Raw genomic sequence first — 25,249 nt, 5'->3', positions numbered from 1 at the left:
GGAATCTTCTCGAGTTGATGGCATGTCGATTCTCTGCGTAGGTAGCGTCGCGCTCGACTCGGTCGAGACGCCGTTCGCCAAGGCCGACCGCGTCCTGGGTGGCTCGGCCGTCTACTTCGCGTCGGCGGCAACACTGTTCGCGCCAGTTCGCGTCGTGGGCGTCATCGGCGACGACTACCCGCTCGCAGAGCTCGGCTTCCTAGCAAAGCGGGGAGCCGACCTCTCCGGCATCGAAGAACGGGAAGGCAAGAGCTTCTTCTGGGCCGGACGCTATCACTCGGATCTGAGCGGACGCGACACCCTCGCTACCGAGCTCGGCGTATTCGCGGATTTTCAACCGAAGATCCCGGAGCCGTTCCGGCAGTCGCGCCTCGTGTTCCTCGGCAACATCGACCCCTCGTTGCAGCACGACGTGCTCGACCAGGTGGAATCTCCACAGGTAGTCGCGTGCGACACGATGAACTACTGGATCGAGGGGAGCCGAGAATCGTTCGTCTCTCTGCTCGACCGCGTCGACATCCTCATGGTCAACGACGAGGAGGCACGCCAACTCGCCGACGAACCGAATCTGCTGAAAGCGTCACGGTGGATCCGTGAGCGTGGGCCCGACATCGTCGTGGTGAAGAAGGGGGAGCACGGCGCGATCCTCTTCGCCGACGACTGGCTCTTCTTCCTGCCAGGATTCCCGCTGGAAGTGGTTTTCGATCCGACGGGCGCAGGAGACGCCTTTGCGGGTGGCTTCATGGGTCACATGGCAGCTTCGGGATCGCTGGATACGGCCGACCTTCGGCGCGCGATGGTGTATGGATCCGTCATGGGCGCGTTTACGGTCGAGAGCTTCAGCGTGGATCGCTTGATCGATCTGACGCCCGATACCATCGAGGAACGCATGTTGGAGTTCCATGAGATGACCGCATTCGAGGCACACATAGAGGTGGAGGAACGTGTCTGAACGGCTGAGCTACCGGGAGGCCGGCGTCGATCTCGACGCCGCGGAGCGAGCCAAGCTGGGCCTGAAGGATCTAGTCGCCTCCACGGCAGATCGGTTCACGCTCTCCGAGTTGGGCGCGTTCGGCGGACTGTACCAGGTCCCGGAAGGCGAGGACACGCAGGTGCTCGTCGCGAGCGCAGACGGCGCCGGAACGAAACTGAAGCTGGCTTTCGCGACGCAACGGCACGACACGGTAGGCCAGTGCCTCGTGAACCACTGCGTCAACGACGTCCTGGTGCAGGGAGCGCGCCCCATCTTCTTCCTCGACTATCTCGCGACGGGAGAGATGGACGAGGATGTCGTCAAGGAGGTAGTGCGAGGCGTCGCGCTCGCCTGCAAGGCGAACGCCTGCGCGCTTCTGGGCGGCGAGACCGCTCAGATGCCCGATTTCTACGCCGCCGGCGAGTACGACCTCGCAGGTTTCATTGTCGGGATCGTGGACCGGAACCGCATCATCGACGGCTCGCGCATCGAAAGCGGCGACCTGCTGGTCGGCTTGGACTCGTCCGGCCTGCACACCAACGGGTACACGCTCGCGCGCCGGATCGTATTCGACGTGATGGGCCTCAGCGTGGGAGACGAGCTCCCCGGTACCGGGCGCTCCGTCGGCGACGAACTACTGACCGTGCACCGGAGCTATCTGCCCGTCTTCCAGGGACTGCTCGATAGCAACGTCGTCCACGGCCTGGCGCATGTCACCGGAGGCGGTATTCCAGGAAATCTGCCGCGTGTCCTGCCGGACGGGCTCGGCGCTTCCATCGACCGTGGGAGCTGGCGAGTGCCGGCGGTGTTTCGGACGCTGCAAGACGCCGGCAACGTCGACCGTTACGAGATGGACCGCGTCTTCAACATGGGTATCGGCATGCTCGCGGTCGTGTCGGAGGGCGAAGTGCAGGCCGTGGTCTCCGCCGCGGCTGAGCACGGCATTGGCTCGCGGGTCATCGGCCGGATCGAGCCCGGCGGGGGCGTCGAATACCAGTGATGCGGCATCTCGCGTGGGGCGCCCGCTTCGGTCTCGCCCTGATGGTCGCCTTCTCCCCGGGGCTCGCCGCGCAAGACGTGACCAGCCTATCCGATCGTTGCCAGTCGGTTGCGCCCACGTCGACAACGCAGTGTCTCGAGGGGTCGATCGCGTCCCAGGCATTGCTCGGGCACACCGGGCTGGTGGCTGGGCTCGGGTCCGAGATCGCTGGAAGCCCGACCACGCTCGGCCGGCGGATCGGCAGCACACCCCGAGTCGCGCTCTCGCTGCGCGCCGGCGGTCTGGACGCGCGGCTGCCCGACCTGACGGACCGCCAAAACGCGCCCGCGAGGGAAGCCAGATTCTTCTTGCCCACGCTGCACGGCAGCGTGGCTCTCGGAGTATTCGACGGATTCCGCCTGATGCCGACCGTGGGGGGGTTCCTGTCGCTGGACCTGCTCGCTCAGACGAGCATGATCTTCCTCCCGAAGGGCCAAGGTTTCGACGGGCCGGTTGGCTCACTCTCCCTCGGCGCGCGGGTCGGCATCCTGCGGGAGTCTTTCACGCTACCGGGCATCACACTCTCCGCTTCGCGGAGGCTGCTCGGTGTCGTGCGCATGGGAAGCGTCCCGCTCGGCGATCCGACCGAGGTAGAGGTCGACCCAAGCGTCGCCTCGTATCGTATCGTGGTCGGCAAAGATCTCTTCGCGGTCGGGCTTCTCTTGGGCGCGGGGTGGGACGTGTATTCGACGGCCGCAAGGATTGGTGTCGCGGATGATCTCGCCGGCTACGTCACCGTGGAGGCACGTCTGAAAGCGAGCCGACTGCTCTTCTTCGGGGGCGCGTCCTTGAACTTCCTGGTGTTGCAGCTGTCGGCGGAGTTCGGGTGGGCCAAAGGCTTCTCGGCACCCTCCGGCTACGCCGGCGCGGCGTTCGATCCGACGCGGGGATCCGTGTTCGGGAGCCTCGCGGCACGGCTGACGATCTGACCATGAACGACGAACGGCTCAGCCGAGAGGACGTGGCCCACCTCGAGCGGGCTAGAACGCTCGCGCGGCGTGGCTGGGGGCGTGTGCACCCCAATCCGCTCGTGGGCTGTGTGATCGTGCGTGACGGACGTCTGGTGGGGCAGGGATATCACCGTGAATTCGGTGGACCGCACGCCGAGATCGTCGCGCTCGAGGAAGCACGCAGTGGCGCGGAGGGTGCTACCGCCTTCGTGAGCCTCGAGCCGTGCAACCATGACGGCAAGACCCCTCCGTGCGCGAGTGCACTCGTGCGCGCGGGAGTGTCTCGTGTCGTCTACGGGGTCGCCGAGCCTGGCGCCTGCGCCGGCGGAGGCGCTGACACGCTGCGCCGGGCCGGGGTGGAGGTCGTGGGCCCCGTGTGGGGAGAGCGGGTCGGGCGCGCCGAGAATCCCGCATTCTTCCACACCCAGACCCACAAGACTCCGTACGTCGCCTTGAAGTTGGCGATGAGCCTGGACGGGCGCATCGCCTCGGCTCCGGGTGAGCGCACCCGCATCAGTGGATTGGAGGCGGAGCGGGAGGTGCACCGTCTCCGCACAGGTTTCGACGCCCTGCTCGTAGGGAGCGGCACGGTGCGGGCTGACGATCCTCGCCTCACCGTGCGCCTGGTCCCCCCCGGCCGCACCCCCGTGCGGCGGCTGATCCTCGACGCTCGCGGCAAGCTACCTGAGAACGCTGCCCTTTTTGCGGACGTCGCGGACGCACCCCTACACGTATTCACGCGCGAAGACCTCGACGAGGGCGACATCCGGCGGCTGGAATCCGCTGGCGCCCAGCTTCACCCGGTCCCGCACGACGAGAACGGGCTCGATCTGGGTTCGGTTCTGAGCGTCGCTTGGGAAATCGGCATCGAATCGATTCTTTGTGAGGGCGGCGCGCGCCTGGCCGGGAGCCTCTTCCGGGAGGACCGTGTGCAGCGACTTTATTTCATCATCGCGCCCATCACTCTTGGCTCCCAAGGTGTATCCGCGTTTTCTGAGGAAGCGGGAACCCTCGACTGGAGCGGTTTCTCGCCGGCGTTGGCTCCGCAGACCTACGGGCGCGATACGCTCATCGTGCTGGACAGGGAGGGAGGCTGATGTTCACCGGCATCGTGGCGAATACCGGCACCTTGGCTCGGATCGAGACGTTGGACTCGACCCGTAGGCTCTGGATAGAGGCGCCCGAGATCGCCTCCGAGCTCCGCGCCGGTAGTTCGGTCGCCGTCGACGGGGCGTGCCTGACCGCCACGGCCGTCGAGGGCACGAGCTTCACGGTCGATGTCATCGCAACGACGCTCGAACGGACCGTTGCCGGAAGCTACCGGGAAGGGCAGCGGCTCAACCTCGAGCAAGCCATGGTGCTGGGAGACCGCGTAGACGGCCATCTCGTTCAGGGGCATATAGATGGTGTTGGTCACCTGATTCATATTGTGAAGGACGGTGAGTACTGGTTGATGGACTTCGAGGTCCCCCTACGGGTGTTCGATCTGACCGTAATGCACGGATCGATCACGCTCAATGGGGTAAGCCTCACCGTCAGCGAACTGCTACCGAATCGGGTTTGCCGGATCGGGGTGATTCCGTTCACGTATCAGCATACGAATCTCGGTACCCTCACGGCCGGCACACCCGTCAACGTCGAGGGTGACATGATCGGCAAATACGTCGAAAGAATCCTCGCGAGCCGCGCGGACCCGGAGAGGAATAGATCATGAAGCTCGACCGAGTCGAAGAAGCCATCGATGAAGTCCGCCTGGGGCGGATGGTCATCGTGGCGGACGACGAAGATCGAGAGAACGAGGGCGACTTGGTAATGGCCGCGGCGATGGTCACGCCGGACCACGTGAACTTCATGTCGAAACACGGGCGGGGCCTGATCTGTGTGGCCCTGACCCCGGAACGGGCGGACGAGCTCGAGCTCCCGCCGATGACCGAGCGGAACACCGACCCCCAGGGGACGGCGTTCACGATCGCGGTCGACGCCCAAGAGCGCTTCGGGGTCACGACGGGAATCAGCGCGCACGACCGCGCAAAGACCATCCAGGTCCTGACGGACCCTGAGACCGTGCCGGGCGACCTCCGCCGGCCCGGACACATGTTCCCGCTCCGTGCGAAACCCGGCGGTGTACTTCGACGTGTCGGGCAAACCGAAGCCGCGGTCGACCTCGCGCGGCTCGCAGGACTTCCCCCCGTTGGCGTCATCTGCGAGATCCTCAACGAGGACGGCACGATGGCACGTCGTTCCGAACTCGAGGCCTTCGCCCAAGAGCACGAGCTAAAGTTCATCACTGTCGCTCAGCTCGTGGCGTATCGGCTGACCAAGACGCGCATCATCCGACGCATGGCGGAAGCCGCACTGCCGACGCGCTTCGGGGACTTCCGGGTCTTCGCGTATGAGAGCATCCTCGACCAGCGCGAGCACCTCGCGCTCGTGAAGGGCGACATCACTGGGAAGGCAAGCGTGCTGGTGCGCATGCACTCCGAGTGCATGACGGGGGACGTGTTCGCCTCCGCGCGGTGTGATTGCGGAGAGCAGTTGGCTGCTGCGATGCGTCAGATCGAAGAGGAGGGGCGGGGCGCCATCATCTATCTGCGCCAGGAGGGCCGCGGCATCGGTCTCGTCAACAAGCTCAGGGCCTATGAGCTGCAGGACGAAGGCATGGACACGGTCGAGGCCAACCGAAAGCTCGGCTTCAAGCCCGACCTCCGCGACTACGGCATCGGCGCGCAAATTCTCCTGGATCTCGGGCTGCACTCGATCCGGCTGCTGACGAACAACCCCCGCAAGATCGTTGGCCTCGACGGCTACGACATCGAGATCACGGGTCGTGAAGCTCTCCTGGTAGAGGCGGGCGTGCACAACCAGCGGTACCTCGAGACCAAGCGCTTGAAGCTTGGACACCTCCTGTGAGCACCGACGGTTCCTTCGTCGACAACTCAGGAGGTTCATTGCAAGCAGCCGGGCTCCGGCTCGCGATCGTGGTGAGTCGGTTCAACGTCGACATCACGGACCGTCTTCTGAGGGGCGCGCTCGCATGCCTCGAGGAGCACGGCGGGGTGCGCGACGACGTGGAGGTCATTCACGTGCCGGGAGCGTGGGAGCTACCGCCGACGGCTGCCCGCATCGCCCAGCTGGATCGGCACGACGCGATCGTCGCGCTCGGCTGTGTGATCCGCGGTGACACGCCCCACTTCGACTATGTGTGTGCGGAGGCCTCCGCGGGTTTGGGGGCAGTGGCCCGCTCGGCATCGATTCCCGTGCTTTTCGGCGTATTGACCACGGACGATCACGCACAGGCGCTGTCCCGCGCGGGAGATGGGAAGGACAACAAGGGGTATGAGGCCGCGTTTGCCGCACTCGAGATGGTGAGCGTGTACAGGGCTCTAGAACGTCGGTGACCGAAACCGAACGTCTCGGGCTCGCCGAGCGTATCGATCGGAGCCGAGCGCGCGCGTGGTTGCTTCAGATCCACTACCGGTGGGAAAGCGCGAGCGGCGACGGGAGCCTTCGAGACGCGCTCGTGGACACTGTCGCGACTCGGAGAATCTCACCTCGCAGACTTCCGTACATCCGCTCGGTGCTCGGGCTACTCGACGAACATCTCGATGAAGTGGATGCGACGGTGTCGAGCGCCTTGGACAACTGGAGGCTCGAGCGGGTCTCGAAGATCGATCGCGCGATCCTTCGCATCGGAGCTGTCGAGATTCTGTACATCGAGGAGGTTCCCCCGAAGGTCTCGATCCAGGAAGCGATTCGGCTCGCGGAAGCGTACGGTGGCCCGGACTCGCCGCGGTTCGTGAACGGCGTTCTCGACGCACTCTTCAAGAGGCATGAAGGTAATCCGTCGTGAGCGGAACCGCGCCGATGCGCGTCCTGGTCGTGAATTGGCTCGACCGTCAAAACCCGGAGGCCGGAGGAGCAGAGGCGCATCTCCACGAGACGTTCGGACGTCTCGCCGAGCGCGGCCATGCGATCACTCTCCTGGCCTCCGGTTGGAAGGGCTCGGATCCCCGCGCCGAGCTAGATGGCATCGAAGTCCACCGTACCGGTGCGCGCTACACGTTCTCGCTCGCCGCACCCCGATACTTCCGGCGTCAGCTAGGGGACAGACCCTTCGATGTCGTCGTCGAGGACCTGAACAAGGTCCCTCTCTTCACGCGGTATTGGACGCGCATACCGGTGGTTGCGTTGGTCCACCATCTCTTCGGCATAACCGCATTCCAAGAAGCCTCGTTCCCGCTGGCAGCAGCGACATGGTTGCTCGAACGGCCGATCCCGCTCGTCTTCCGGACCACACCCACCATCGCCGTGTCAGCGAGCACTCGGGAAGACCTCGGACGCAGAGGTCTCGACACGAGCCGCATCGAAGTGATTCCGAACGGGATCGATCTGGAGCGCTATTCACCCCACCCCGACGGCGCCCAAACGGCGGAGCCTTCTCTGCTCTACCTCGGGCGCTTGAAGAAGTACAAGCGCGTCGACCTTCTCATGCGTGCGGTGGCTCTGCTCGCCTCCGACGGTTTGCGGGTGACGCTCCGAGTGGGAGGGAGCGGCAACGATCGTCCGCGACTCGAGAAGGTGGCACGCGATCTCGGGCTTGCGGACAGGGTCCACTTCCTGGGCTTCGTGGAGGATGAGGAGAAGCTGGATCTGTTCCGAACGTCTTGGCTGCACGCGCTGACATCGCCGAACGAGGGGTGGGGCATCTCGATCATGGAGGCGAGCGCCTGCGCCACACCCAGCGTAGCGAGCGACGCCCCCGGTCTCCGCGAAAGCGTCGTGGACGGAGAGACCGGGCTGCTGGTGCCTCACGGAGACGTGCGCGCACTCGCCGACTCGATCGCGTCGCTGCTCAACGATGACGAGCGGCGGCTGGCGATGGGCCGACAGGCGCGGAGCTTCGCGGAGCAGTACTCGTGGGACGCATCCGCGGACCAGATGGAGGCGTTCCTCCGTCGGGTGGTGGCCGGATCGGCGCTCGGCTAGTTTTTAGGGAGGGCGGTCTCCTAACGATCTTCTCGGGAGGTTCTCGTGAGAATTCAGATCACGGCCCGACACTGCAACGTCCCGGATACTCTGCTGAGACGTACCGAGGAGCAGATTCAGAAGCTGAGCCGGTACGATCCCCGCGTCGGCTCGGCAGAAGTGACCTACACCGAAGAAAAACGCTCCAGGAAGGCCGAGGTGGTCCTCCACATCCACGGCGCAGAGCCTGTCGTCGCGCATGCCGAGGAGCGTGAGTTCAGGTCCGCGCTCGACAAAGCGATCGACCGGATCACGCGCATGTTGAAGCGAGAGCGGCAGCAGCATCGCGATCACTGGGCCCCGCCGCTTCCTGTGGGCACACGTGAACCCGAGCCGTCTTGAAGCGTCCCAGCCTCATTGGAAGGCTGGTCGAGAAGTGAGGCCCCACTGACCCCGAAGAGCGTTTCTGTCCGGGAGATCCTGGAAGCCAAGCGGCAGACCTTGGGACTCGAGGTCCTCACCGAAGCCACGTCGCTCGATCGTCCGGCATCGGATCCCGATATCACATCGCCGGGCCTCGCGCTCGCCGGCCACACCGCGCGTACACCTCGTGGGCGTATGTGGGTGTTCGGCGAGACGGAGATGACCTACCTCGGGGCGCTCCCCGAGGCGGACGCTCGCAGCCGCCTCGCGACTCTCTTCACCTTCGACGTGCCGGCTGTCTTCGTCACGAAGGGTCAGCAGGTCTCGGAGTACTTTCTCGAGGAGGCCGTCTCCGCGGCGGTCCCCGTTCTCCGTTGCAGCGTGTCGACCAAGGAGTTCTACCGGCGCATCAAGCCGTTTCTCGAGCTCTCGATGGCACCGACCACGACGCTGCACGGCTCGCTCGCCGACGTGTACGGAGTCGGCCTGCTCTTCGTCGGCGACAGCGGCGTGGGCAAGAGCGAATGCGTGCTCGACCTCGTGGAGCGGGGGCACCGCCTCGTTGCGGACGACCTCGTGCTCGCCTCCAAACAGGGAAACGACGTGCTCATCGGACGGGGACACGAGCTCCAGAAGCACCACATGGAGATCCGGGGTATCGGCATCATCGACGTCTCTGCACTCTTCGGGGTGCGCGCGATCCGTCAGCAGAAGAGGATTCAGGTGATCGTCTCCCTGGACATGTGGGATAAGCGCCGGGACTACTCCCGCACCGGCCTCGAAGAGGAATACGAGGACATTCTCGGGGTGTCGGTCCCGAAGGTCACCGTGCCACTCAACCCCGGGAAGAACATCACGGTGATCTCCGAGGTCGTGGCGATGAACCATCTACTGCGGTTCACCGGAGTGAACTCGGCCCAAATCTTCGACGAGAAGATCAAGCAGTACCTGGAGCAGGACTATGAGTGAGGCGGAGGCCGCCCTCGGAGTCGTTGTGGGACACGGAGCGATGGCCCAGGGGCTGGTGGACGCGGCACAGCGTGTCACTGGCGGAATCGCCGACTGCCTCGCTCCGCTCTCGAACGACGGGAAGAACCCCGAGCAGCTGAAGAGCGAGCTCGACGGCATGGTGGGGGACTCCAGGTCGGTTGTCTTCGTCGACTTGCGGTCGGGTAGCTGCGGCATGGCCGCCCTGGCGTGCTGCCGGGACTCGGTGCGCAGAGTGGTCGTTTCCGGGGTCAACCTGCCCATGCTGCTCGATTTTGTGTTCAATCGTGGGTTGCCGCTCGAGCAGCTGGTACCGCGCCTGTTAGAGAGCGGCCGTGAATCGATCGCAACGATTCCAGCGACCGAGTGACCGATAGGGCATGTCCATCGTCCTCTTCAGAGTCGACGAGCGTCTGATCCACGGTCAGGTGGTCATCGGGTGGGGCCATCAGCTACGTCCCGACCGATATGCAGTCGTCGACGATGACCTCGCCGGGAGTGACTGGGAGCAGGACCTGTATCGCCTCGGCGCTGGCACCGCCCAAGTCGTCTTCGCGACTGCGGAGGACGCGCGCGACCGGCTGTCCGAGTGGCGCGATGACCCCCAGCGGACCATCCTACTTACGCGGGACGTCGCGACCATGTGGCGTCTCGGCGCGGGTGGGATGCTGTCAGGGGAAAGAGTGAATCTGGGCGGAATCCACCACGGCCCCGGCCGGCGTGAGCTGCTCACCTATCTCCACTTGACCCCCGAGGACGTAGACCACCTCGTGAATCTCGCCGCGGAGGGTGTGGAGGTAAGCGCACGCGATCTGCCCGACGCACACCGGGTTCCGCTCGAAACACTCATGGAAGGCTGATGGAACTTGCGCTGATCGCCCTCCTAGGCGGAGGCCTGGCGCTGGACGCGACGTCGGTCGGGCAATTCATGCTGTCCCGGCCCCTCGTCGCTGGCGCGCTCACGGGTTGGATGCTCGGGGACCCGGCACTCGGCCTCTTGATCGGGACGTTGCTCGAGCTGTATCTGCTCGTCTCTTTTCCCAGCGGCGGCGCACGATTCCCGGAGGGCGCGACCGCGACGGTCGTCGCCGTGGCGACCGCGTCGGCGTCCAGCGCACCGGGCGCGGTCCCGGTCGCGATCGCAGTCGGCCTGTTGTGGGGTCAGGTCGGTGGCTTCTCGATCACCGCGCTGCGGAAAGCGAATGGCTTCATCGTGCCAGAGCCCGCCGACTCCCGCGTGAGCACCGCACGAATAACCGCCGCCCACCTCGGTGCGGTCGGGCTCGACTTCATGCGCGGGGTCCTGATTACGGGGACTGGCGTCACCATCGGGCGCGTGGTGGTTGCACGTGTCAGCGCGCCGTGGCCGCTCGGGGAACGCGAGTCCTTCGCTCTGGTGCTCGCGGGCGCTGCGGTGTCGGTGGGCATTCTGCTCCATGACCTCGGCGGTTTTCGGGAGCGCCGCGTCCTCTTCGTCGCGGGTCTTGCTTTGGGCCTTGTGGGCGTGCGGTTCCTGTGAGCGCTCTCTCGCGTCGTGCCATCACCTCGACCTTCTTGCGCTCGTTCCTAGTCCAGGGCTCGTGGAACTACCACACGATGATCGGTACGGGTTTCGCCTTTGCGATGCTGCCCGGTCTGAGGCGAATATTCGATGACGATGCAAAGGCCATGGACGCATCCGTGCGACGTCACCTGGATCACTTCAACGCGCATCCGTATCTGGCGAACGTCGCACTAGGTGCGGCGCTCAGGCTCGAGGCGGACGGCACCGACGCACAGACGGTGCGCCGATTCAAGACGGCCGTTCGGGGGCCACTCGGCGGCCTCGGCGATTCCCTCGTCTGGGCGGCATGGTTACCCACGGTCTCGATGGCAGCCCTGGCGATGTGGTGGATCGGGCTCCCCGTCTGGGTGGTCGTGGGGCTCTTTCTCGTCCTCTACAACGCGGGCCACCTGGCGCTGCGCATCTGGGGCTTCCGCAGCGGGCTCCGCGACGGGCGCGACGTGGCGCGCACGCTCAGCAAAGCGAGATTGGCGCAACTGGCTGAGCGGATAAAGTCGATCGCATCGCTGCTCGTCGGCGTACTGGCGGGGGTGCTGCTGGCCGGCCGGGGCGGACTGAGCGACGGCGGCCTCCTCTGGCTCGTTGTTGCGATCGTCTGCTTCGTGGTGGGGCTCGTCGTCGGGCATCGCATCTGGAGACCGGCAGCGATTGCCACCGTTACCGCGATCGCGCTCATCGCTGCGTGGGGGGTGCTACAATGATGGAGCTCCCACGTGCCGAGAGAGCGATCGAGATCGTGAACCCCGCCGGCATGCACGCACGTCCCGCCGCCGAGTTCGTAAAGCTCGCGGGCAGCTTCGCCGCACGGATCACCGTGGAGAAAGACGGCCTGGAGGTGAACGGGAAGAGCATCATGGGCGTGCTCATGCTGGCGGCTGAACACGGCTCCACCTTACGAGTCGCCGCCCACGGCGACGATGCCGGAGACGCTGTCGATGCGCTGGCCGACCTCGTCGGACGCGGCTTTCAGGAGAACTAGAAGGCTGTTGAAGAAGTACAGTGGGCCGCGCGACCCACGTTACAGCGTGGGTGCCCCGCGCTTGCGCGCGTTCAGGCAAGGAACGACGAGGAGTCGTAGCCGAGCGGGCACCGCCGCCGAAGGCGGTGGTCCGACGAGGAGAGACGCAGCATCAACCGCGCAACCGCCATGCGCCCAACACCGAGATGAAATGAACAAACGCTTCTGTGGGTTGGGGTGGCACGGCCCCATCTCCGTCGTTGGGGCTCCTAGCCGTAGCGACGGCTATGGCGTCCTCGCTCCGCGACCCGCGCGATGCGCGGGTGCCCTCTGGAGCCGTGGCATCCCGGGTACCCGTGCGTTCGCACGGGTGGCGGCCCGCTGTACTTCTTCAACAGCCTTCTAGTGTCGATCATCCTCGACGGCTCCCCCGCGTCCGAGGGGATCGGCTCCGGGCGCGTCTTCATGCTCGACTGGGGCGTCCCAGTCGTGCCGCACGAGATCCTCGAAGAGGCGGACGCACCGGATGAAGTCGAGCGATTCCACGAAGCCCGGGAGTGGGCGAAAGCTCGGCTACTTGAGACAAAGGAGAGGACCGAGGCGCGACTCGGGTCGGTTGAGGCCCGGATCTTCGATCCCCAGATCCTGATGCTCGACGACGCGGCCGTGGTGGACGGCACGGTTCGAAACATCCGAGAGAATCGGCTGAACGCTCAGAGGGCGTTCGAATGGCGGATGCTCGAGCTGCAGGCGATGTGGAGTCGCACTTCCCATCCGATGGTGCTCGACCGGTTGAACGACCTCGAGGATCTCATGATCCGGGTCCTTCACCGCCTCCTGGGGAACCACGACCCCACCGATCTCGAAGGCCTCGACGAGTCCGTGATCATCGTCGCGACGAACCTCACGCCAAGCCTGACGGTGCATCTCGACGCGGCGCGGGTACTCGGCATCGCGACCGATCTGGGGACCCGCACCGCGCACTGGGTGATCCTCGCACGCTCTTTGGAAATCCCAGCCGTCGTCGGCTTGGGTGATGTGTCCAAGAGAGCCGTCGAGGGTCAGCACGCGATCGTCGATGGTCGGATCGGGCGGATCATCCTCGACCCTGACGAACACGACCGGGAGCGTTTCCAGCAGCGGCAGCGACGGCTTGAGGCGTGGGAGGGCGAGATCGCGGTCATCGCCAAGCAAGAGTCGGTGACGAAGGACGGTCAGTTCGTCGAGCTGCGCGCCAACCTCGACCTACCGGGCGAAGCCGAGCAGGCGCGGCTGCACGGAGCCAACGGCGTAGGGCTGTTCCGCACCGAGTTCCTCGTCGTAGGACGCAATACGATGCCCGGTGAGGAAGAACAGTTCGAAGCGTACAAAGCGACGGCGCAGGCGTTTCCCGAGGGTGCCGTGTACATCCGTACCTTCGATCTCGGGGGGGACAAATTCCCGATGTTCCTGCACATGCCCCGGGAAGAGAACCCGTTCCTGGGATGGCGTGCGATCCGAGTTTGCCTCGACGAACCAGAGCTGTTCCGGACACAACTTCGAGCGCTGCTGAGGGCAACGGCGTACGGCGACGTGCGCATAATGCTCCCTCTGGTGAACGACGTAGACGAGATCCGTCAGGTGCGCACGCTGCTTGGGGAGGAGGAGGCTCGGCTCGAAGCAGACGGGATCCCCTTCAATACCGGGTACAAGCTGGGTGTGATGATCGAGACGCCGGCGGCTGCGCTCGAAGCCGTGGAGCTCGCGCGTCACGCGGACTTCTTCTCGATCGGCACCAACGACCTCATCCAGTACACGCTCGCCGTGGACCGAACCAATACGCGACTCGCGAAGCTGTACAACCCGTTCCATCCGGCGGTTGTTCGACAACTGCACCAGGTCGCGAGGGTCGGACGCGCGGCAGGAATCGAGGTCAGCGTGTGCGGTGAGATGGCATCCAATCCGCTCGCCGCGTTCCTGCTGCTCGGCCTCAATATCACCGCGCTTTCCGTGGCGTGGCCGTCGCTCCCAGAGATCAAGAAGGTCATTCGCGACGTCCGCATGGAGGACGCCCGCGAGGCCGCCCGCAAGGCGCTCGCGGCGCCGACCAGCGCGGACGTGACACGTTGCCTCGTCGAGGGGATCGGGGACTCCGTTGATCTCAAGGTCTTCCAGGGCCGCTGGAGCTTGTCGCTCCCGGAGTGATTGCCTAGCGTTGACGCCCCCCACTCGCGGGCCGGCATACGACCCCAACGAGGCGCCTACCTTGAGCCGTACCCTCTTCACGTCCGAATCGGTCACCGAAGGCCACCCGGACAAGATCGCAGACCAGATCTCCGACGCCGTACTGGATCATCTCCTGATCCAGGATCCGATGTCGCGGGTGGCGTGTGAAACGCTCGTGACGACCGGACTCGCGATGGTGGCCGGCGAAGTCACCACCGACTGCTACGTACACGTGCCCGACGTAGTGCGAGGCACGCTGCACAGAATCGGTTATACGAACTCGAACTTCGGCATCGACTCGCTCACTTGCGCGGTCCTCACCAACCTCGACCGGCAATCCCCAGATATCGCCATGGGCGTGGATGCCGGCGGCGCGGGTGACCAGGGCATGATGTTCGGTTACGCGTCGGACGAGACGCCTCAACTGATGCCGGCGACCATCCAGTACGCCCACGCGATCACCCGGCAGTTGGCGCGAATGCGCCGCAACGGGGAACTTCCGTGGCTCCGGCCCGACGGCAAGTCGCAGGTAACGGTCGAGTACGAGGGCGATACGCCCGTTCGCATCCACACGGTGGTCGTCAGCGCGCAGCACGACGAGGACGTGACCCACGCCGACCTCCAGCAGCAGATCATCTCCAAGGTCGTGAGGCCGGTTCTACCGGAAGAACTACTCGACGACGACTGCATCATGCACATCAATCCGACCGGCCGCTTTGTGATCGGCGGACCCCACGGGGACGCGGGTCTCACCGGCCGGAAGATCATCGTCGACACATACGGCGGGGTCGGACGACACGGCGGTGGGTCGTTCTCCGGCAAGGACGCGACCAAGGTCGATCGCTCGGCGGCGTATGCCGCCCGGTGGGCGGCCAAGAACGTCGTGGCTGCGAAACTCGCACGGCGCTGCGAGATCCAACTCGCATACGCCATCGGCGTCGCCGAGCCCGTTTCGATCAGCGTACACACCTTCGGTACTAGCGAAGTGTCCGAGGCCGAATTGGCCCGCGCGATCTCGGACGTCTTCGACTTCAAGCCCGTGGCGATCATCGACCGACTCGGGCTGAGGTCGGCGATCTACACGGCGACGGCCGCGTACGGGCACTTCGGCCGAGACCCCGAGGTCGGAGTACCGGACGCCGGCGGCCCGGAGGTACAGTTCTTCCCGTGGGAGATCACGGACCGCGTCGACGACCTCAGGACGGCGCTCGGCGGCTGACACTCCCGACTCGCACGTCCCGTTGCACCGATGGCCGGATCGTCCGGAGTAGAACCCCAGTCGAGCTTTGGAGTATTGGTGGAAGTCACTGGGCATGGACGCCCTGTCGGTTTCCTCGCTTCGGAGGACCCTACGGTGCTCGTAGAAGTCAGAGTAGATGAATTGCGGTTCCGCTCTGACAACATTGCGTTGGTCGTCCTCAAAGAGGCGGACGGCGACCGGGTCCTCCCGATCTACATCGGAGAGACGGAGGCGCTCGCGATCGCCATGCACCTGGAGGCAGTGGTGGTCCCCCGGCCGCTGACTCACGACCTGCTTTGCTCGGTTCTTCATGGCCTGGGTGGCAGCCTTCAGAAGGTGGTGATCACAAAGGTCGAGGAGCGCACCTACTACGCCGAACTGCTCGTCCGACGCAACGGTGAAATCATCGGTCTGGACGCGCGCCCCTCCGACTCGATCGCGCTCGCGCTTCGGGCCGCCGCCGGCATCTTCGCCAACGAGGACCTGCTCGAGGCCGGACCACTCGAAATCTTCGAGAACGAGGGCGCCGCGGAGATATCGTTCGGGGAGGCTACGCTCGACATCGTCCAGCGCACGAGCGCGGAAGACCTCGAGGAGCGCCTTCGTAGGCTCAACCCCGAGGACTTTGGGCGATTCAAGCCCTGACGGCACGGTCACGAATCGGCTCCGCACCGCATTCGTCGCCTCCCTCGTCGCGCTCTCAACCTCCGCGGCTCCCGCGGGCATCTCTGCTCAGGTCGAAGCCGACCCCGTCCTGAACGGTCGCGCGCTCCTTGGCGATACCGCGCTCACCCGCGGCACGGTCGTCCTGCACCACCTCACCAACACGACGCAAGGTGAGGTGGACTCCGCCGCTGTGGCACCGGACGGTTCGTTCTCGTTCCGCCTACCGAACGTGCCCGACCCCGATCGTGGAGACGTCTTCTTCGCGTCGATACGACGCGAGGGTGTGAGCTACTTCGGCAGTTTCGTGACCACGGCGAGTCAGCTCGACTCCGTGTACGCGATTCAAACGTACGATACGCTTCTAGCTCCGGAGGAGGGCGTCGATCTGCAGATCGAGATCAGGACGGTGTTCTTCGAGGCGGTCGAGAACCGTTGGCGCGTAACGGATGTCTTTCAGTTAGCCAACAGCCGTGCGCGTACGGTCGTGACGCGGGAACCGGGCGCCGTCTGGCGGTACCCGCTCGCGGCCGGGGCGGCTGAGTTCGCGGTCGGTGAGGGTGACGTGGGCCCCGACGTCATTGGCCTCGAGGACGGCGACCTCGTGCTCCGGGCCCCCATGTCTCCCGGCTCCCGAATGTTCGTGGTCCGGTACACGCTCGACGACATGTTCACCGTGATACCCACGCCCGGTGTCATCGACCAGTTCGAGGTGCTCATCCGAGAGCCCGCTCCGCTCATGGAGGTCGAGGGTCTGCGCTTCCTCACGAGAGTGGAGCTGGAAGTGGGCTCGACGTACCGACGATACAGCGGCCAATCGGTCGATCTAGCTTCGATCCGTCTAGTCGCGATCGACGCCCCGACTCAGCCGCCGGTGAAATGGGTCGCGGTCGTCCTCGCGGTCTTGCTCGCCGGCATGGGACTCTTCGCGCTACGGGGAACCGGTCTGTCCTTGGCCGGCGAGACACCAGTTTCGCCCGCTGCGGACCGGCACAGCCTACTCGTCCAGGTCGCGCGCCTCGACGATGATTTCGAGGCCCAGGCCGATCCGAACGCCGCCGCGCGCACGCTGTACGAGCGCCGTCGCAGGGAGCTGCTTCGCCGCATTCGTGGGGCGCCATAGTGGCGCCGGTCAGCACCTCCGCGGTGCTGCTCCGATCCCACGACTACGGCGACACCAGTCGCATCCTCCGCTTCTATACCGAGGCCCAGGGACTGCTGAGCGTCATGGCTCGGGGGGTTCGTACCCGTAGCGGAAAGGGCACCACCGCAATTGCCACGTTCGCGACCGGAACCCTCACGGCGTACATAAAGCCACACCGTGACCTGCATACGATGAAGGACTTCGACTGCACACGGATGAGAGAGGGACTCGGGCTCGACGTGCTGCGCTTCGCCGGAGCTTCCGCGACTGTGGAGCTGGTCCTCGCCCACGCCGACCAGGAGCGAAGTCCCGATTTGCTCCGTGCGCTCGAGGAGGGACTCGACACTCTGGAATCGATCGAGACGGCCCACGTGCCCGCAGCGGCGCTCTCGGCTGTTTGGCGCATCACTGAGGCCTTCGGGTTCGCTCCCCAACTCGACCCGTGCGTGCGCTGCGGGGAGCCGCTCGCGGACGACGAGGTGGGACGTTTCGACTTCGCATCCGGTGGAGTTCGCTGTGCCCGATGCGCCGAGGAAGCCGCAGGGCCGCGTATCGGACCCATCGCGCGCGGTCAGATCGCGAACTTGCTCGCGTCCGAGTTCGACGCGGAGCTCACGTATGCGCGGCGACACCTTGGCGTGCTTTCCGACTTCGTGGCGTATCACGTGGTGTCCAAGCCCCTTAAATCCCTCCGCTTCCTGGGTGGACTGCTCCCCCCAGATGAGGGGGTCGGTGCGTGAAGCGGCTCATCCTCGGTACGGCCGGACACATCGACCACGGCAAGACCACGCTCGTGCACGCGCTCACCGGCGTCGACACCGACCGACTCAAAGAAGAGAAGGCCCGCGGTATCACCATAGAGCTCGGCTTCGCAGAGTTGGTTCTGCCGGAAGCCCGGCTGGGCGTTGTCGACGTGCCCGGCCATGAAGCGTTCGTACGCGCGATGGTAGCCGGAGCGGCGGGCATGGACCTCGTTCTGCTCGTCGTCGCATCCGATGAAGGGGTCATGCCGCAAACCAGGGAGCACCTGGCGATCGTGGAGCTGTTGGGCGTGCGGCAGCTCGTCGTCGCACTCACGAAGTGCGACCTGGTCGACGAAGAGTGGCTGGAACTGGTGCGCTCGGAGGTTGAAGACCTTCTCGAGCCGACGCCGTATCGTGGGGCGCTGTCCGTTCCTACGTCCGCTCCGGCGGGGCTCGGACTGGATGAGCTCAAGGAGGCCTTGGCGTTCGCCGCGGAGGCCGTACAGAAGTCGGCGGGCGAAGATCTGGTCCGACTGCCCCTCGATCGTGTCTTCACGATCCGGGGCACCGGCACGGTAGCTACCGGAACGCTCTGGAGCGGCACCCTGTGCAAGGGGGACCGGGTGCGCATCCTTCCAGACGACCTCGAGGCGCGAGTACGTGGCGTGCAGGTCCATGGTCGGGAAGTTGAGAAAGCGACGGCTGGGGACCGGACCGCGATATCGTTGACCGGCGAAGGAGCGGACCGCACCGCCGTGGGACGAGGCGCGACGCTCGTGTCGGACCCGGCATGGTCACCGACGTGGATGCTCACCGCTCGCGTCAGGATGCTCGCGGACACGGCCTGGAGCCTCGAACACAACCAGCGAGTCCGTGTTCACGTCGGCACGGCGGAGGTCATGGCCCGCTGCGCGTTGCTCGAGGCCGAGACGATCCGGGCGGGCGGAGCAGGGTGGGTGCAATTGAGACTCGAGGAGCCTGTCGTCGCCCGAGCACACGACCGGCTCGTGCTCAGGGCATACTCCCCAGTTGCTACGATCGGGGGCGGACTCATTGCGGAGGCGACGCCGCCCAAGAGAAATCGCATCGACGACACCGTTCGAGCGGGGCTCGAGAGTCTGCTGGAGGGCGACGCCCGGTCGCGTGTTCGCGCACTTCTGGACCTGGCCGGGTGGCACGGTGCAGAGGTAGCGAAGCTCCCCGTATCGACTGGCCTCGCCCTCGACGAGCTGGCCCCGACCCTGGACGAACTCGAAACTCGGGGTGATCCGCGAACGGGTGGCCGCCTCTTCTCCCCACAAATCGTCGCCCAGGCCGATGACCGAATCGTCGCCGCGGTCACCGCTGCGCACGCCACGGACTCGCTGCGGCCAGCCGTCTCACTCGCCGCAGTACGGACGGCTCTACCTGCGTGGGCGGCGACGGGCCTGGCCGATGCCACGATCGCCAGACTGTGCGACCGAAAGGTGTTGGAAGCAGCCGATGGCGGCGTTCGCTTACCCGGGCATGTGGTGACGCTGACGCGAGACCAGGAGGCGGCCGCGAACGAAGTCCGAGCGCTGCTCGCGGCGGCAGGCCTCGCTCCGCCGTTCGTGGACGAGTTCCCGGCATCACTCAAGGGCCGAGGCGACCTCTGGTCGCTCTTGAAGTTCCTCGAGGGAGAGGGAGTCGTCAGCCCGGTCGCCGACGGATACTACGTGAGCACTACCGAGCTCGAGAAAGGCATCGCTGCGGTGCGCGAGATGCTCGGCGGGCAGACCGGACTCGGACCGTCTGCGTTCCGGGACGCGCTGCCGGTGACCCGAAAGCACCTCATTCCGTTGCTCAACCACCTGGACGGCCTGGGCATCACGATGAGGAGCGACGAAGGGCGAAGCGTGCTCCTCTAGGCCGTTTCTGGTGGGTGCTAGGCAACAAAAACGGCCCACCGCGGTAGCACAAAGTGGGTTTGCTCGGGTTTTTACAGGGGATCGAGCGATTTCGCTTGACCTGCGAGAGCCTGAGAACGTATGATGAATGCGGAGCGTGTGTGCCGCTTGGTGAACCATGCATGGAGTGCGATTGACCCTAGGCTACAGCACATCTAGTGTGCGGAGGGATCCATGAGACGCATTGCCGGCGTCTTGTCCGTCCTCCTCTCCTTGTTCGTCGCGGCTGAGGCCGTATCCGCCCAGGACTCTAGGCCTCCCGCGTCGCCCGGTCAGGCGAGCGGCTTCGAACTACAGCAGAACTACCCCAATCCGTTCAACCCGGAAACGACAATACCCTTCATTCTACACGAGGGATTGTTCGTGGACGGGCGTCCTGCCGTTGTGTCCATACGCATCTTCAACCTGCTCCAGCAGCTCGTTGCCTCCCCAGTCGCTCTCGGTCACTCCTCGGGCGAAGGCGTTGAGCTCATCCAGCTCGAGTACGCTCAGCCCGGCACGTACGAAGCGTTCTGGGACGGGACCGATCAATCGGGTCGCCAGGTCGCCTTCGGCGTCTACTTCTTGCAGCTCACCGTGAACGGCATCAGCGACACGCGGAAGATGTACGTGAGCTGAAGTAGGAACGACTGGCCTACGAACCCTTCTCAGCGAGTAGAGCCAGAAACTCCTCCGGCTCGGCAAGCTCTAGGAGGTCCCTAGGTACGGCAGCATCCTTGGCGAACTGCGCGATCTTCCCGAGTACCGGCAGGTATTGGTTCGAGACTTCGAGCGGCGGCGCGATGATCAGGAAGAAGTTGTAGACGGGCTCGCCATCGATCGCATTGAAGTTGACGCCAGCGGGCTTTCGCCCATAGGCGAGGCGCAAGCGATTGACCACAAGGGTGCGACAGTGGGGGATCGCGATGCCCTTTCCGATGCCCGTGGAGCCGAGGTTCTCGCGCCGCTTGAGGGTCTTGAACAAGATCGCCGCAGACTTCTCGTCTAGCGCGAGCAAGCTCACCAGCTCCTTGAGCAAATCGTCCTTGCTCTGGGATTCCAGGTCGAGCTTCACGACATCCAACGTGAAGAGGTCCTTCAACCGCATCCATCGCCTCCGAATCTCGATTCGCTGCCGTATCCTACGAAGGAGCGAGACAATAACCGCATGCGGGCAGGTACGTCAGCCCCAGTCAACCAGCGGCTTCACCGGGGCCAGCGCTAGCAGCCCGTGATAGAAGTACAGTGAACCGCCACCCGCAAGCGGGTACCCGGGGGTCTCGCGAGATCAAGAGTAGGAAGGACGACGAGTCGTAGCCGTAGCGGGCACCGCCGCCGAAGGCGGTGGTCCGAGGAGGAGAGACGACCTATTGGGCCGCGACCGGGCACCGCCGCGAAGCGGTGGTCGCGCCCGACCCCAAGTGTGACGATACTTACCAGTTCGTGGGTTACGGTGGCACGGCCCCATCTCCGTCGTTGGTGCTCCTATCCGTAGCGACGGCTATGGCGTCGTCGCACCGCGACCCGCGCAATGCGCGGGTGCCCTCTGGGGCCGTGGCACCGTAACGCGGCCCGCTGTACTTCTATCACGGGCTGCTTGGGATAGCTTCGCATTGTCATGTCCACAGACGTTGTCGCCTTACTGAGCGGCCCCGACACCCCCCTATACCTCGCGCCCCAGGCCGGCGTGAGCGAGTCGCCGTTTCGTCGCCTCTGCCGTCGGCACGGGGCGGACGTCGTCGTGAGTGAGTTCGTGAGCGCGGCAGGCATCGTCATGAATTCTCCGAGGTCGCGCGACTACCTTCGCTTCGAGGAGGAAGAGCGCCCCATCGGGATCCAGATCTTCGGCTCCGATCCCGCCATGATGCGCGACGCGGCCGCATTCGTTGGCGAGACGTACGGCCCGGACTTCATCGACATCAACTTCGGGTGCCCGGTGAAGAAGGTCGTGAAGCGACAGGGTGGCTCGGGCTGCTTGAAGGACCTCGATCTACTCCAGACGCTGGTCCGGGCTGTCGACGACGCCACGTCACTGCCCACGACGGTCAAGATCCGCAGCGGTTTCGACGAGCAGACGCGGGATCCCGTCGGCATCGGCCTCCGCTGTCAGGACGCTGGGGCACAGGCGTTGTGCATCCACCCGCGGACGCGCGCCGACATGTACAGCGGCGAGGCGCGCTGGGATGAGATCCGTGCCGTCACCGAGGCGCTCGATATCCCGGTGATCGGGAACGGCGATATCCGAACGGGCGAGGACGCTCGACGCATGCGTGACGAAACCGGATGCGCCGGAATCATGATCGCCAGGGGGTCGCACGGAGATCCCTGGCTCTTCTCACAGGCTCGCGCAGCGCTGGACGGAGACCCCGTGCCAAGCGATCCGGATATCGAAGAGCGCTTCGAGATCTGCCTCGAACACGCGAGGAACGCGATCGCCTTCGAGCGGAACCCCGAACGGGCGATCATCGACTTCCGAAAACACCTCGGCTGGTATACCAAAGGACTGCCAGACGGCAGACAACTCCGCACTGAGCTCTTCCAAGCGAGCAAGCTCGAGGACGTCGAGATACTCCTCGAAGGTTACCTCACGGAGCATAGGGCCGAAGCTCTAGTATAGGCCGCGCAACCGCTGGGGCTGCGGCCGCGGGTGGACCGAGACCCTGCATTTCGCGTAGCTTTCATTCCAAGGATGTTTGACAGACCCATCCACATCATCGGGGGCGTCCCGGTTTCGACGTGTTTGGTGAACGTGGAGTAGCGTGCCGAGGTCCTGATCCTCGTAAATATTCGGGAATAATTTTAGCTGCCAACAACAACCTGGCGCTGGCTGCGTAAGCTTTCTTACGTGCCCGTCTCCTTGATCGCCCGCTCGAGGCGGTCCTTGAGGCGACGATAAGTCGAGCTGGTCCCCCGGTTTCGTCGCCGGGCCGGGGGATGAGATTTTAGGCGGCTGGCCGCGGGGTCGGTTGATCACTGACCGCCCGAGGTGAGACAAAGCAGTGATCTATGCACGTAGAGACTCCGCTGGACCCAAGTGCGGACGCGGGTTCGACTCCCGCCGCCTCCACTGCTTGCGCAACACGCGCAAGCCATAGCGGGCCATCGTCTTAGTGGCGGTGGCCCGCTTTCGTTGTGATATCACTGTGCAGGTTGGTGTGCAGGTTGACCCCGGATCTTTGGATTTTTCGATGACCGCCAGCGCGTGTGAGGCCGCGAGGACCCAAAGGGTCTGCTCCTCGGGTCCGGGTCATGCTTCTCTCCTCAAGCCATCGAGCTGCATCGCGAGCGCGGCTTTCTCTGCCGGCTTCGGCTGCCGGTAGATGCGGCGCATCGTCTCTTCGGTCTTGCCGCTCTGGCTGCTCGCCGCGCGGGGATCTTCAGCGTCCGTCGCGAACGTGCGGTTGAAGGCGTGGAACGATCGGCCCCTCACTTCCGGCACGCCGGCGAGTTGTTCAGCCTCGCGCAGAGCCCGGCGGAGCTTCTTGTCCGTCTGGGGAAGCTCCACCCGTTCAACTGCCTGTAGATCATCACCTCGAGGAAAGACCAATCCGCTTGCCTGGCAGAGCGGGCTGGCGATCAGTTCCTCGATCAGCGACTTCGGCGGCCCGAAGAGATAGACCTCGCCGCGCTTCGATGCTTTGTCCGTCTCCGCCGGGAAGGTCAAGACCCCAAAGTCCACGGACACCCGCCCTGACTCCGTCGGTACGATGCGTGTCTCGGTCCGGTAGCACGAGATCGGCAAGGTCATGATCGCGTTTAGGCGCCGGCCACCGACGTAGCTCAGTTCGCCGACGACGGCGGCTCTCAAGTCGACATCGGGTAGCTCTGCCAAAACCGCGTGAGCCTCTGCAGTCTCATAAGCGATCTCGGTGTTGTCGACGTGGATGCTGTGACGACGTACGGCTTCAAGGCCGTGTTTCGGTGCCAGCCACTTGAGGTGGACAACCGCGTACCCCCACGTCTCGACCGCGCTGTTCAGGTAGTGATTCTGTGTTTTCTGCGACCAGCGTTTCGCCCTTGCTTCCCTGACGACGATTCGCGCCACGAGCGCAGGGGTGACTTCGGTGATGTCAGTGCGCCGACGGAGCGTTGTCTCCCAGAACTGTCGGTACCGACGCTGGTCCCTCGCCCACTTCTTCGACCATTCGTCAGCGCGGTCGGTGTGGAGTTGGGCGAACAACTCACCGACCGTGTGCCGCTCGGGCGTCCCGACGAGTTGGTTGAGCGTCGTCGCCTTGGATCGACGTGCCTGCTCGATCCCGTCGGAAATGCGGCGCGCGATCAACTCGGCGTCCGCTCTGTCGAAGATCGGCACTCCATCGAGGTTCGTCAGGCTCTCCCGGCGCGCTCCGTCTCGGTCCCAGTACAGGAGTTGCAGCGGTCCGCCGGGGTCACGTTCGTAGACTGTGACCCGGTTGTAGCCTTTCCGGCCGAACGACCGCCGCCAGAGGAACCGATAGCCGCACGCCGAGCAGGTCTCGGCCTCGGCGGAGTTCCGTTTTCTGCACTCGGGGCAACGACGATACTGGCTCATAGATTGGGCACGATCCGTTCGAGGCAGCCGTCGGCGATCGCGTCGGTGTCGTCCGAGTCGGCGTGCTCAGTCACGGGCTGCTGGGGTCCAGCGACGCCCTTCGTGCGAGCGTACGTCCAGCAGTCCTCCTCGGCAAACAGCCACCGGGAAAGATTGTTGTGATTGTCGTTCTTGGTGACCCTGATCGTGGGGTTCGGCATACCCCGCCAGGTCACCGCCCGGTGCCTCAACTGTTCCGGCGTATCGCCCGTGATCTCGGCAGCACGTTCCGTGTCGACCCAACTTTCCACGCTGGCATCATCGCCTGCAATTTCGGCGAGCTGATCGACTAGCCAATCGCGTGGGATCAGGCTTCCTGGCGCGTGACTTTCGATCTGGGCACGCAGGTCCGCGAGTGTCATGGATCAGCCCGCCCCGGTAGGTCGGCCAAGGAGAGCTTGTTCACGGCCTTCATGCGCAGACCCCGCCGCCGGTTCGGCTCACGATGTCGAGTGCGAGGACGTTCATGCCGTCTCCCGCTCGTACTGGCGTGAGGCTTCACGCCAGGCGTCGAGCACTCGGTCGTAACCTTCACGGACTCGAATCTGGACAGCGTCGTCGCCAGTGCGCTCCCACTCGAACAGAGCGACCATGAACTCGGCGTCAGCATCGCCGACGATCCCCCACGCTCCGCCCCAGTTGCCGATGCCCGGTGGTGCGATGTTGGCGATCTGCTCGGCGAGGTGGACGCAAAGTTCGCGGCCCCGGCTCCGTCTTAGTCCGGGCGTCATACTGCCTCCCCGGCCAGAACTGAATCTGCGATGTGCGTCGTCGTCCCCGCCGCCTCCGTCTGCATCCCGGCGCGCTCGGCTTCTAGGTATCGGAGGTCCTCGTCATCTAGCTCCGCCGGCCTGGGGCCCCCGCCGCCCAAGCCGTCCAGCGTCTCGCCGCGATCGGGTCTCTGGCGTCTGGGCT

The 25,249-nt window shown here is 64.9% G+C and carries 28 protein-coding genes and 1 other RNA gene; 25 read left to right on the top strand and 4 right to left on the bottom strand.

Translation table 11 applies throughout. The features are described 5' to 3' along the window. Nucleotides 1–22: 22 nt before the first annotated feature. From IIB36_16625 to IIB36_16515, 23 genes are all read left to right on the top strand, one after another. Entirely contained in the window at nucleotides 23–952 is a 930-nt protein-coding gene (locus tag IIB36_16625; GenBank protein ID MCH7533362.1) for a sugar kinase, read from the top strand. Beyond that, nucleotides 945–1,973, top strand: a complete 1,029-nt coding sequence (locus IIB36_16620) for a phosphoribosylformylglycinamidine cyclo-ligase (GenBank protein MCH7533361.1) — start codon at nucleotides 945–947, stop codon at nucleotides 1,971–1,973. Before IIB36_16625 ends, IIB36_16620 begins: the two co-directional genes overlap by 8 nt. Further along, nucleotides 1,973–2,941: a hypothetical protein gene (locus IIB36_16615; protein MCH7533360.1), complete on the top strand. Its 969-nt coding sequence runs from the start codon at nucleotides 1,973–1,975 to the stop codon at nucleotides 2,939–2,941. The genes IIB36_16620 and IIB36_16615 overlap by 1 nt, the downstream gene beginning before the upstream one ends. Before the next feature lie 2 nt (nucleotides 2,942–2,943). Continuing rightward, nucleotides 2,944–4,059 (top strand): bifunctional diaminohydroxyphosphoribosylaminopyrimidine deaminase/5-amino-6-(5-phosphoribosylamino)uracil reductase RibD, encoded by a 1,116-nt coding sequence (ribD, locus tag IIB36_16610; GenBank protein MCH7533359.1) that lies wholly within the window; start codon nucleotides 2,944–2,946, stop codon nucleotides 4,057–4,059. Beyond that, complete coding sequence (locus tag IIB36_16605) at nucleotides 4,059–4,676, top strand: riboflavin synthase (protein ID MCH7533358.1); 618 nt, start codon at nucleotides 4,059–4,061, stop codon at nucleotides 4,674–4,676. The genes ribD and IIB36_16605 overlap by 1 nt, the downstream gene beginning before the upstream one ends. After that, entirely contained in the window at nucleotides 4,673–5,872 is a 1,200-nt protein-coding gene (locus IIB36_16600) for a bifunctional 3,4-dihydroxy-2-butanone-4-phosphate synthase/GTP cyclohydrolase II (GenBank protein MCH7533357.1), read from the top strand. The genes IIB36_16605 and IIB36_16600 overlap by 4 nt, the downstream gene beginning before the upstream one ends. Then, on the top strand, nucleotides 5,869–6,360 hold the full coding sequence (locus IIB36_16595) for a 6,7-dimethyl-8-ribityllumazine synthase (GenBank protein MCH7533356.1): 492 nt from the start codon (nucleotides 5,869–5,871) through the stop codon (nucleotides 6,358–6,360). The genes IIB36_16600 and IIB36_16595 overlap by 4 nt, the downstream gene beginning before the upstream one ends. Next, nucleotides 6,357–6,812 carry a transcription antitermination factor NusB gene (gene nusB, locus IIB36_16590; GenBank protein ID MCH7533355.1) on the top strand — a complete coding sequence of 152 codons (456 nt, stop codon included), beginning with the start codon at nucleotides 6,357–6,359 and terminating at the stop codon, nucleotides 6,810–6,812. Before IIB36_16595 ends, nusB begins: the two co-directional genes overlap by 4 nt. Continuing rightward, nucleotides 6,809–7,948, top strand: coding sequence for a glycosyltransferase family 4 protein (locus IIB36_16585; protein ID MCH7533354.1), 1,140 nt, complete (start codon nucleotides 6,809–6,811; stop codon nucleotides 7,946–7,948). The genes nusB and IIB36_16585 overlap by 4 nt, the downstream gene beginning before the upstream one ends. Nucleotides 7,949–7,993: 45 nt before the next feature. After that, nucleotides 7,994–8,329 (top strand): ribosome-associated translation inhibitor RaiA, encoded by a 336-nt coding sequence (gene raiA, locus IIB36_16580; GenBank protein MCH7533353.1) that lies wholly within the window; start codon nucleotides 7,994–7,996, stop codon nucleotides 8,327–8,329. Between the two features lie 99 nt (nucleotides 8,330–8,428). After that, nucleotides 8,429–9,319, top strand: a complete 891-nt coding sequence (gene hprK / locus IIB36_16575) for an HPr(Ser) kinase/phosphatase (protein ID MCH7533352.1) — start codon at nucleotides 8,429–8,431, stop codon at nucleotides 9,317–9,319. Next, a complete protein-coding gene (locus IIB36_16570; protein MCH7533351.1) occupies nucleotides 9,312–9,707 on the top strand; it encodes a hypothetical protein in 396 nt (131 codons plus the stop codon). Before hprK ends, IIB36_16570 begins: the two co-directional genes overlap by 8 nt. A gap of 10 nt (nucleotides 9,708–9,717) precedes the next feature. After that, on the top strand, nucleotides 9,718–10,197 hold the full coding sequence (locus tag IIB36_16565; GenBank protein ID MCH7533350.1) for a PTS sugar transporter subunit IIB: 480 nt from the start codon (nucleotides 9,718–9,720) through the stop codon (nucleotides 10,195–10,197). Continuing rightward, the gene (locus tag IIB36_16560; GenBank protein MCH7533349.1) at nucleotides 10,197–10,856 is read left to right on the top strand and encodes a PTS sugar transporter subunit IIC; all 660 of its coding nucleotides are present in this window, start codon (nucleotides 10,197–10,199) and stop codon (nucleotides 10,854–10,856) included. The genes IIB36_16565 and IIB36_16560 overlap by 1 nt, the downstream gene beginning before the upstream one ends. Further along, nucleotides 10,853–11,602, top strand: a complete 750-nt coding sequence (locus IIB36_16555) for a PTS system mannose/fructose/sorbose family transporter subunit IID (protein MCH7533348.1) — start codon at nucleotides 10,853–10,855, stop codon at nucleotides 11,600–11,602. The genes IIB36_16560 and IIB36_16555 overlap by 4 nt, the downstream gene beginning before the upstream one ends. Further along, the gene (locus tag IIB36_16550; protein ID MCH7533347.1) at nucleotides 11,602–11,880 is read left to right on the top strand and encodes an HPr family phosphocarrier protein; all 279 of its coding nucleotides are present in this window, start codon (nucleotides 11,602–11,604) and stop codon (nucleotides 11,878–11,880) included. Before IIB36_16555 ends, IIB36_16550 begins: the two co-directional genes overlap by 1 nt. A 294-nt stretch (nucleotides 11,881–12,174) precedes the next feature. Continuing rightward, nucleotides 12,175–14,043: a phosphoenolpyruvate--protein phosphotransferase gene (ptsP, locus tag IIB36_16545; protein ID MCH7533346.1), complete on the top strand. Its 1,869-nt coding sequence runs from the start codon at nucleotides 12,175–12,177 to the stop codon at nucleotides 14,041–14,043. 61 nt (nucleotides 14,044–14,104) lie between these two features. Next, nucleotides 14,105–15,283, top strand: a complete 1,179-nt coding sequence (locus IIB36_16540) for a methionine adenosyltransferase (GenBank protein MCH7533345.1) — start codon at nucleotides 14,105–14,107, stop codon at nucleotides 15,281–15,283. 135 nt (nucleotides 15,284–15,418) lie between these two features. After that, nucleotides 15,419–15,949 carry a bifunctional nuclease family protein gene (locus IIB36_16535; GenBank protein MCH7533344.1) on the top strand — a complete coding sequence of 177 codons (531 nt, stop codon included), beginning with the start codon at nucleotides 15,419–15,421 and terminating at the stop codon, nucleotides 15,947–15,949. Beyond that, nucleotides 15,930–17,090, top strand: coding sequence for a hypothetical protein (locus tag IIB36_16530; GenBank protein MCH7533343.1), 1,161 nt, complete (start codon nucleotides 15,930–15,932; stop codon nucleotides 17,088–17,090). Before IIB36_16535 ends, IIB36_16530 begins: the two co-directional genes overlap by 20 nt. Nucleotides 17,091–17,113: 23 nt before the next feature. Continuing rightward, complete coding sequence (gene recO / locus IIB36_16525) at nucleotides 17,114–17,851, top strand: DNA repair protein RecO (protein ID MCH7533342.1); 738 nt, start codon at nucleotides 17,114–17,116, stop codon at nucleotides 17,849–17,851. Then, on the top strand, nucleotides 17,848–19,743 hold the full coding sequence (selB, locus tag IIB36_16520; GenBank protein MCH7533341.1) for a selenocysteine-specific translation elongation factor: 1,896 nt from the start codon (nucleotides 17,848–17,850) through the stop codon (nucleotides 19,741–19,743). The genes recO and selB overlap by 4 nt, the downstream gene beginning before the upstream one ends. A 213-nt stretch (nucleotides 19,744–19,956) precedes the next feature. Next, nucleotides 19,957–20,400 (top strand): hypothetical protein, encoded by a 444-nt coding sequence (locus IIB36_16515; GenBank protein MCH7533340.1) that lies wholly within the window; start codon nucleotides 19,957–19,959, stop codon nucleotides 20,398–20,400. A 16-nt stretch (nucleotides 20,401–20,416) separates the two neighbouring features. On the opposite strand, the gene IIB36_16510 is transcribed toward IIB36_16515, so the two are convergent. Beyond that, nucleotides 20,417–20,869, bottom strand: coding sequence for a PTS sugar transporter subunit IIA (locus IIB36_16510; protein ID MCH7533339.1), 453 nt, complete (start codon nucleotides 20,867–20,869; stop codon nucleotides 20,417–20,419). A gap of 510 nt (nucleotides 20,870–21,379) precedes the next feature. Between IIB36_16510 and dusB the strand changes: the two genes are divergently transcribed. Beyond that, nucleotides 21,380–22,378: a tRNA dihydrouridine synthase DusB gene (gene dusB, locus IIB36_16505; protein ID MCH7533338.1), complete on the top strand. Its 999-nt coding sequence runs from the start codon at nucleotides 21,380–21,382 to the stop codon at nucleotides 22,376–22,378. Nucleotides 22,379–22,477: 99 nt separating this feature from the next. After that, nucleotides 22,478–22,831: a transfer-messenger RNA gene (ssrA, locus tag IIB36_16500) on the top strand. Nucleotides 22,832–23,008: 177 nt separating this feature from the next. On the opposite strand, the gene IIB36_16495 is transcribed toward ssrA, so the two are convergent. The 3 genes from IIB36_16495 to IIB36_16485 form a co-directional block, all read right to left on the bottom strand. Next, nucleotides 23,009–24,295 (bottom strand): zinc ribbon domain-containing protein, encoded by a 1,287-nt coding sequence (locus tag IIB36_16495; protein ID MCH7533337.1) that lies wholly within the window; start codon nucleotides 24,293–24,295, stop codon nucleotides 23,009–23,011. Then, on the bottom strand, nucleotides 24,292–24,696 hold the full coding sequence (locus IIB36_16490; protein ID MCH7533336.1) for a hypothetical protein: 405 nt from the start codon (nucleotides 24,694–24,696) through the stop codon (nucleotides 24,292–24,294). Before IIB36_16490 ends, IIB36_16495 begins: the two co-directional genes overlap by 4 nt. A gap of 102 nt (nucleotides 24,697–24,798) precedes the next feature. After that, nucleotides 24,799–25,065, bottom strand: a complete 267-nt coding sequence (locus IIB36_16485) for a hypothetical protein (protein ID MCH7533335.1) — start codon at nucleotides 25,063–25,065, stop codon at nucleotides 24,799–24,801. Nucleotides 25,066–25,249 lie beyond the last annotated feature (184 nt).

The sequence above is a fragment of the Gemmatimonadota bacterium genome (assembly GCA_022560615.1).
In the GTDB taxonomy this organism is placed as follows: domain Bacteria; phylum Gemmatimonadota; class Gemmatimonadetes; order Longimicrobiales; family Gaopeijiaceae; genus UBA1138.
Note: the sequence above shows the minus strand (reverse complement) of the source record. Positions and strands in the feature narration are given on the sequence as shown.

Bases quoted from the DNA above. Each gene is read 5' to 3' on its own strand.
- IIB36_16625 (MCH7533362.1), top strand. From the start codon at position 23: ATGTCGATTCTCTGCGTAGGTAGCGTCGCGCTCGACTCGGTCGAGACG.
- IIB36_16615 (MCH7533360.1), top strand. From the start codon at position 1,973: ATGCGGCATCTCGCGTGGGGCGCCCGCTTCGGTCTCGCCCTGATGGTC.
- ribD (MCH7533359.1), top strand. From the start codon at position 2,944: ATGAACGACGAACGGCTCAGCCGAGAGGACGTGGCCCACCTCGAGCGG.
- IIB36_16605 (MCH7533358.1), top strand. From the start codon at position 4,059: ATGTTCACCGGCATCGTGGCGAATACCGGCACCTTGGCTCGGATCGAG.
- IIB36_16600 (MCH7533357.1), top strand. From the start codon at position 4,673: ATGAAGCTCGACCGAGTCGAAGAAGCCATCGATGAAGTCCGCCTGGGG.
- IIB36_16570 (MCH7533351.1), top strand. From the start codon at position 9,312: ATGAGTGAGGCGGAGGCCGCCCTCGGAGTCGTTGTGGGACACGGAGCG.
- IIB36_16565 (MCH7533350.1), top strand. From the start codon at position 9,718: ATGTCCATCGTCCTCTTCAGAGTCGACGAGCGTCTGATCCACGGTCAG.
- IIB36_16560 (MCH7533349.1), top strand. From the start codon at position 10,197: ATGGAACTTGCGCTGATCGCCCTCCTAGGCGGAGGCCTGGCGCTGGAC.
- IIB36_16550 (MCH7533347.1), top strand. From the start codon at position 11,602: ATGGAGCTCCCACGTGCCGAGAGAGCGATCGAGATCGTGAACCCCGCC.
- ptsP (MCH7533346.1), top strand. From the start codon at position 12,175: ATGCGCGGGTGCCCTCTGGAGCCGTGGCATCCCGGGTACCCGTGCGTT.
- IIB36_16515 (MCH7533340.1), top strand. From the start codon at position 19,957: ATGAGACGCATTGCCGGCGTCTTGTCCGTCCTCCTCTCCTTGTTCGTC.
- IIB36_16510 (MCH7533339.1), bottom strand. From the start codon at position 20,869: ATGCGGTTGAAGGACCTCTTCACGTTGGATGTCGTGAAGCTCGACCTG.
- dusB (MCH7533338.1), top strand. From the start codon at position 21,380: ATGTCCACAGACGTTGTCGCCTTACTGAGCGGCCCCGACACCCCCCTA.
- IIB36_16495 (MCH7533337.1), bottom strand. From the start codon at position 24,295: ATGAGCCAGTATCGTCGTTGCCCCGAGTGCAGAAAACGGAACTCCGCC.
- IIB36_16490 (MCH7533336.1), bottom strand. From the start codon at position 24,696: ATGACACTCGCGGACCTGCGTGCCCAGATCGAAAGTCACGCGCCAGGA.
- IIB36_16485 (MCH7533335.1), bottom strand. From the start codon at position 25,065: ATGACGCCCGGACTAAGACGGAGCCGGGGCCGCGAACTTTGCGTCCAC.